The organism is uncultured Lamprocystis sp. (assembly GCF_903933125.1).
Lineage (GTDB): Bacteria > Pseudomonadota > Gammaproteobacteria > Chromatiales > Chromatiaceae > Thiodictyon.
The window spans coordinates 1-5,814 of sequence record NZ_CAIZIZ010000230.1 but is presented as its reverse complement, the minus strand read 5'-3'; the positions used below and the strand labels follow the sequence as shown (position 1 = coordinate 5,814).

The following is a 5,814-nucleotide window of genomic DNA, read 5'->3' as shown; positions in this document are numbered from 1 at the left end:
GCCCCCGGCCGCGACGGGCTGCCGCAACGACGGGTCGGGTGGCCGGAATAATGATCAAGGCCCGCGCCGTCAAAGACGCGCATTGGCAGACGCTGTCACGGTTGTCACGGTTGTCACGGTTGTCACGGTCTCATTGAGAGTTCTTCATCCTCCAGCCCGACCGCTCCCGCCACGGCCTCGATCAACCGCTGCCGCAGCTTGGTCAGCCGCTGGTTGGAGCCGACCCGCTTGACGGCCATCGCCAGTGCCTTGGGTTCGGCGATCAGCACGACCAGGCGCCGGCCGCGGGTCACGGCGGTGTAGAGCAAGTTACGCTCAAGCAAGGTGTAGTGCTGCACCGCCAGCGGAATCACCACGGCCGGGTATTCGGACCCCTGGGCCTTGTGCACCGTGGTGGCGTACGCGAGTGACAGTTCGTCGAGTTCGCCCAGTTCGTACTCCACCCGCCGCCCGTCGACCTCCACCTGCACCAGCCCCTCCTCCGCGTCGATGGCGGCAATCCGCCCGATGTCGCCGTTGAAGACCTCCTTGTCATAATTGTTCACCAGTTGAATCACTTTGTCCCCCGGCGCATAGGTCCAGCCGAACCGGGTGATGCGCGGTGCGGCGTCCGGGTTGAGGCGTTGTTGCAACAAGACATTCAGTGAGCGGGCGCCCAGGCCGCCCCGGTTCATGGGGGTGAGCACCTGCACGTCGGCCACCGGGTCCAGATTGAACCGCTGCGGGATACGCTCCAGCACGACACGCAACAGCCGGTCCTGGATTTCCTGCGGTGATTGGCAGGGGATGAGATAAAAGTCGGTCTCGGGTGGCCCTTCATCCGGCCGCTCGGGCATCCGTCCGGCATTGATGCGATGGGCATTGACGATGATTCGCGAGGCCGCGGCCTGGCGGAAGACCTCGGTCAGCCGGCAGGTGGGCACAGCCCCGGAGTTGATCAGGTCCGCGAGCACCGACCCCGGCCCGACCGACGGCAACTGATCGACATCACCCACCAGCAGCACCGCCGCTTGGGTCGGCACCGCGCGCAGCAATTGGTTCATCAGGGCGACATCGACCATGGAGCACTCGTCCACCACCACCAACTGGGCTTTGAGCGGCGAGTACTGATCGCGCTTGAAGGCCATGGCCTTGGGATCGAACTCCAGCAGCCGGTGGATGGTGCGCGCCTCACGGCCGGTGGACTCGCTCAGGCGCTTGGCGGCCCGCCCGGTCGGAGCGCACAGCAGCATCTCCACGCCCTTGGCGGCGAGGATGTCCAAGATGCCGCGCACCACCGTGGTCTTGCCCACCCCGGGGCCGCCGGTGATCAGCGTCACCTTGCCGTTGACGGCCGCCGCGACCGCGGTCCGCTGGGAGTCCGACAGCGCCAGCCCGGTGCGCCCCTCGACCCAGGGAATGGCCCGTCCGGCGTCGATGAAGCCCCACACCGGCAGGCGCAGCAGCAGCCGGCGAATGCCGACGGCGATGCCCTGTTCGGCGCGCTGGAGCGGGGTGAGGAAGAGTGCCGGGCGGGCATCGATCGGCTCCTCGATCAGGTGCTCCTCATGCACCTCGGCGCGGATCGCCTGTTCGATGATGGGCGCCGGGATCTCCAACAAGGCGACTGCCTGCGCGGCCAGAACCTCATGGTAGGCGGCGCAGTGACCCTTGCCGGCGATCTCCTGGAGACAGTGACGCACGCCGGCCTGAGCGCGGATCAAGGAGTCCGCGGCAATCCCGAGCCGCTGGGCGATGGCGTCCGCGGTCTTGAAGCCGACCCCGTGGATGTCGAGCGCCAGCCGGTAGGGATTCTCGGTGACCCTCGCGATGGCATCGTCCCCATAGGTCTTGTAGATGCGGACCGCCCGCGCGGTGCCGACCCCATGGGACTGGAGAAAGACCATGATCTCGCGGATCACCTTCTGCTCGGCCCAGGCACCGGTCACCCGCGCTTGACGCTTGGGGCCGATGCCGGGCAGTTCGAGCAGCCGCTCCGGGTTGTCCTCGATCACGTCGAACACCCGCTCACCGAAGGCGCGGACCAACTTGCGGGCGAAATGCGGGCCGATGCCCTTCACCATGCCGGACCCCAAATAGCGCTCGATCCCCTCCACCGTGCTCGGCGGGACGCAGCGCAGTCCGGCGGCCTTGAATTGCAGCCCGTGCTGACGGTCGTTGATCCACTGACCCTGGCATTCGATAAATTCGCCGGGGGTCACGCTGGCCGCCGCGCCGATCACGGTCACCAGGTCCCGCTGACCGCGCACCTTCACACGCAGCACGCAGAAGCCGCTCTGCTCACTATGAAAGGTCACGCGCTCGATCGAGCCCGAGAGGTGCTCGGCGGGCGGGTCGGCGTGATAACGGGGGTTTGATTCGGTCATCCGCGGGGGTTCGCATGGCGCTGCCGGACCGAGTCGCGCCTGTGGTGCGGTCCGGTGATCATAGATTCGATCTTAGGCGATTTCCATCCGGTGGTCAGTCTCCGTTCGGTCGATGACAATTTCTTCAATATTGTCTTTATGGTCGTGATCGCGTCACTGGTCCTCCAGGGCTGGACCATCCCCTGGCTGGCGCGGCGTCTGGACCTCGAAGACCGGAATGCGGCCCCGGTGGTGCCGGGGCCGTCCGGTTGAGTCCCCGGCAGGGGGCGAACAGGACGGGGCGGCGTCACCTGGGTGGGTTCGGATAAGCTGAGCCGACGCGACGCGCTGGATGCAGCCGCTGCGGCTCACGGTATCTGTTCTGGTGGCGAATCCGCTACCCTGCGCAGCCCTCCCGAGTTCATAATCACCCCATGGTCGCGCACGATCAGTCCCACAAGCTCTTGTTCTCCCGCCGCGAGCGTGAGTGCCTTCGCCATGCCTGAACCTCTGCGCAAGCTGATCGGCATCCTGTTGATTCTCGCCGCCGCCGGTGTCGCCTCCGGGCAGGCGCTGCTGGTCTCCTGCTCCACCCCCGCCGCGGGCGGTAGCGTGCAGCGTGCCGTCCTTATGCCCGGCTAACGGAGTGACGCCATGCCGCGCCTGCTGATGCTGATTGCTGTCGTCCTGTCTGGCGCCGTCTCATTGCTCTTGCTGTGGCAGCGCTTGATGCGCCGCGACGCCGGACCGGACGCCGCCGCGTCGCCCTCACCCGTCGCGGGGCTGCTGCTCTTTCTGGTGCCGCTGCCGGTCGCGGCGGCGGCGGTTGTGGCGCTTGCGCGAGGACAGCTCTGGCCCTTGCTCGGCGACCTGCTCGGTTATGGCCTGTTCCTGGGCGGCGCACTGCTGGTGCGGCGCGGCGTCCGGTTTCCAGGGGGGGCCGCCGGTGTGCGCCGGCCCTTCAAGCTGCTGGGCAGCGTGCTCATCGGTCTCGCCACCGGCGTGACCGCCTGGCTCGGGGTCGGCCACCATCCGGCCATTGCCGTCGCCTTTGCGCTCGTCGCCCTGCTCGGCTGCTACCTCACTTATGGGTTCGACTGGTATCCCGGCAGATCCAACGGCCGCGGGCTGAGTAAACAGGCCGGCGCCGCACTGGCACAGGCGCAGCAGACGCTCATCGCGATCGAGCAAGCGGGCCGCGACATCCGTCAGCCCGATCTCGGCGCCCGGCTGCGGCGCATCATTGGGCTTGCGCGTGCCATCCTGAGCCGTCTGGAGGATGATCCGCGCGATCTGCGCCGCGCCCGCAAGTTTCTCAACGTTTATCTGGATGGGGTCCAGCATGTCGTCGCGGGCTATGCGAAGACGCATCAGCACATCAGCACCCCGGAACTCGATGAGCGCTTTCTCCGCGCACTGATCACGGTCGAGGCGGTCTTTCGGGAGCAGCAGCAGGCCCTGCTGGCCAGCGACCTGGATCAGCTCGATGTCCAACTCGAGGTCTTGACCCAACAGTTGCAACGTGAGGGCATCATTTGACGCGGTGCGCGTCGCGCCTGGGTTGATCTTAACGAGGCGGTCGGTGGTCAGATGCCCCGGTCAATGCCCACGGGGTCATGGTGTCGCCCCCATACCCAAGGCCCATAGCCCCAGATTTAACGTAAGGAATGACAGCAGTGTGGTCGCCAGCAGCGCCGAGGCGCATTGCTCGCCCTGTCCATAGCGCTGGGCGAGCAGGGGAAAGATGGTGACCATGGGCAGGCCGGCCAGCACCAGCGCGGCTTGGGTCAGTTGGACATGGACACGCCCATGCCGAAAAAGGCATTCCCAAGGGGGCGGGTCCGGCGCAAGACCGTGCTGACCGCCATCCCGACGGTGAAGGTGAGCAGGGAGCCGCCGACATAGACGACCAGGAACTGCGGAACCAGCATCTCCCCGAGCGGACGCTTGGCCAGCGCGTTGAAGACCAGTGCGGGCAAGGCGAAGCGCAGTACATAGCGGCCCATGGCGAGGGCGCCCTCGCGCGGGATCCAGTCGGCTCTGACGGCGACGAACCCCAGAGCGATCAGGAGGAAGATCGGGGCAGTGATGGAGACGATGGCGGCCAACTGGGCAGGTTCCGGCCTTGATCGTAATCCCGGCCAGCGGCATGCGTAGTCAGGGCTTCCAGCCCTGTCAGGCCAGGATGGCCTGACTACGCACCCGGCGAGCCCAAGTGGCCGGAACCATGATCAAGGCCCAGGTTCCTATGGGGTGGGCTGGTTCTTGGCGTGAGCATACCCGTATGATGCTGGACGAATGCCGACGCATTTTCCACACATCACGTGCGGGCGATGCGCCTCCGACCTTGCTGAAGGCCGACCGACAGGAACCTCATGACCGACCAGACCCCCATCCCGCTGACTGACTTCACCCGCCGCGCCTCGGCCGCCCGCGCCCTGATCGAGTCGCTGCTTACCGAGTTGATCGGGCCGGTGGCGTTGAAGTACGACTTTTTCCGCGAGTGGAGCGGGTGCTGGAAGGTGCTGGTAGAGATCACCGGCGCGGCAACCGGCAAGCTGGAGTTCACCCTGCTGGAGACGGCCGGCGGCGGAATGCTGGCTCTGCCCCGTCCGCTGCCGGAGCGCTGGCGGCTCCAGACCGGCATCCCCGCCGACGACGGAACCCGTTGGACGCTCGACGCCAAGGGATTGCTGGTGCCGTTTCCGCCGCCTGCTTGAGGCCGAGTGTCGTCCAGATGGCCTTGACCATCGTGCCGGCCGGTGCACGGGAGTCGCGCACTGGGGGCGAGGCTTGAGCCGGACCAGCGCCGCGCAGATGTGGTGTCGACACGGCCATGGAAGGAGCATCAACCACCCCGGACGATGAAGGTCCCCCGTGGGAGCGGCGTCCCGCCGCGATGCGGTGCCGCGGTGACCGCGAACGCTGTGGCTATCCGCCCGGCCTGTCGCGGCGGGACGCCGCTCCCACAGGGTCGCTGCGCGACTTTTACGGTAAATCTCGACGAGAAATCATGATGAAAACAAAATCGATTGCCCGCGATCACCAGGCTGCCCGGGTCTTCCTGTCGGCACTCGCCTTGCTCGTCCTGACCGGCTGTGGCCCCGGCGGCTTTGCCCGCGATGCCCTGGTCGAAGACCCTGGTGCCGAGGCATTCCTGAATCGAATCCAGCAGAACTGCGGCAAGCTGTCGGTCGGCAATCAGCCGTTGAACTGGCTGTTGAGCAGCAGCAGCGACGATGTGACCTTCGTCGATATGACCAGCAAGTACTACTTTGGTCAGTTCTCAGTCAAGGACTACACCGACGGCATCAACGCCTTCTACCCGACCGGCACCAATCAGGCGGCACTGGGTTGTATCTTCAAGCAGCGTTGAGTAACGCGTCAGAAACAAGCTGACGATCGATATACTCGTTGTCGTTGTCGTTGTCGTAATCGGAGAAACGATTCAAATTCGATTACGACAACG

Annotated in this window: 8 protein-coding genes; 5 read left to right on the top strand and 3 right to left on the bottom strand. The window is 65.9% G+C overall.

The features are described from left to right. Positions 1 to 122 precede the first annotated feature (122 nt). Positions 123 to 2,366 (bottom strand): ATP-dependent RecD-like DNA helicase, encoded by a 2,244-nt coding sequence (locus tag QZY03_RS11470; protein WP_295581103.1) that lies wholly within the window; start codon positions 2,364 to 2,366, stop codon positions 123 to 125. Positions 2,367 to 2,420: 54 nt separating this feature from the next. Here QZY03_RS11470 and QZY03_RS11465 point away from each other — a divergent pair, with 54 nt between their 5' ends. From QZY03_RS11465 to QZY03_RS11455, 3 genes are all read left to right on the top strand, one after another. Further along, positions 2,421 to 2,618: a hypothetical protein gene (locus tag QZY03_RS11465; RefSeq protein WP_295581105.1), complete on the top strand. Its 198-nt coding sequence runs from the start codon at positions 2,421 to 2,423 to the stop codon at positions 2,616 to 2,618. 225 nt (positions 2,619 to 2,843) lie between these two features. Continuing rightward, positions 2,844 to 2,987: a hypothetical protein gene (locus QZY03_RS11460; RefSeq protein ID WP_295581101.1), complete on the top strand. Its 144-nt coding sequence runs from the start codon at positions 2,844 to 2,846 to the stop codon at positions 2,985 to 2,987. Between the two features lie 12 nt (positions 2,988 to 2,999). Further along, positions 3,000 to 3,884 carry a 5-bromo-4-chloroindolyl phosphate hydrolysis family protein gene (locus QZY03_RS11455; protein ID WP_295581099.1) on the top strand — a complete coding sequence of 295 codons (885 nt, stop codon included), beginning with the start codon at positions 3,000 to 3,002 and terminating at the stop codon, positions 3,882 to 3,884. Positions 3,885 to 3,959: 75 nt separating this feature from the next. Here the strand turns inward: QZY03_RS11455 and QZY03_RS11450 are convergent, their stop codons facing one another. Continuing rightward, positions 3,960 to 4,100 (bottom strand): hypothetical protein, encoded by a 141-nt coding sequence (locus tag QZY03_RS11450; RefSeq protein ID WP_295581097.1) that lies wholly within the window; start codon positions 4,098 to 4,100, stop codon positions 3,960 to 3,962. 32 nt (positions 4,101 to 4,132) lie between these two features. Then, positions 4,133 to 4,453, bottom strand: coding sequence for an AEC family transporter (locus tag QZY03_RS11445; RefSeq protein ID WP_295581095.1), 321 nt, complete (start codon positions 4,451 to 4,453; stop codon positions 4,133 to 4,135). Between the two features lie 267 nt (positions 4,454 to 4,720). Between QZY03_RS11445 and QZY03_RS11440 the strand changes: the two genes are divergently transcribed. Then, positions 4,721 to 5,065 (top strand): hypothetical protein, encoded by a 345-nt coding sequence (locus QZY03_RS11440; RefSeq protein ID WP_295581093.1) that lies wholly within the window; start codon positions 4,721 to 4,723, stop codon positions 5,063 to 5,065. 293 nt (positions 5,066 to 5,358) lie between these two features. Further along, positions 5,359 to 5,721 carry a hypothetical protein gene (locus QZY03_RS11435; RefSeq protein ID WP_295581091.1) on the top strand — a complete coding sequence of 121 codons (363 nt, stop codon included), beginning with the start codon at positions 5,359 to 5,361 and terminating at the stop codon, positions 5,719 to 5,721. Positions 5,722 to 5,814: the final 93 nt, after the last annotated feature.

Excerpts from the sequence above, each read along its gene's own strand:
- QZY03_RS11470 (WP_295581103.1), bottom strand. The coding sequence starts at position 2,366 with ATGACCGAATCAAACCCCCGTTATCACGCCGACCCGCCCGCCGAGCAC.
- QZY03_RS11460 (WP_295581101.1), top strand. The coding sequence starts at position 2,844 with ATGCCTGAACCTCTGCGCAAGCTGATCGGCATCCTGTTGATTCTCGCC.
- QZY03_RS11455 (WP_295581099.1), top strand. The coding sequence starts at position 3,000 with ATGCCGCGCCTGCTGATGCTGATTGCTGTCGTCCTGTCTGGCGCCGTC.
- QZY03_RS11450 (WP_295581097.1), bottom strand. The coding sequence starts at position 4,100 with ATGGTCACCATCTTTCCCCTGCTCGCCCAGCGCTATGGACAGGGCGAG.
- QZY03_RS11440 (WP_295581093.1), top strand. The coding sequence starts at position 4,721 with ATGACCGACCAGACCCCCATCCCGCTGACTGACTTCACCCGCCGCGCC.
- QZY03_RS11435 (WP_295581091.1), top strand. The coding sequence starts at position 5,359 with ATGATGAAAACAAAATCGATTGCCCGCGATCACCAGGCTGCCCGGGTC.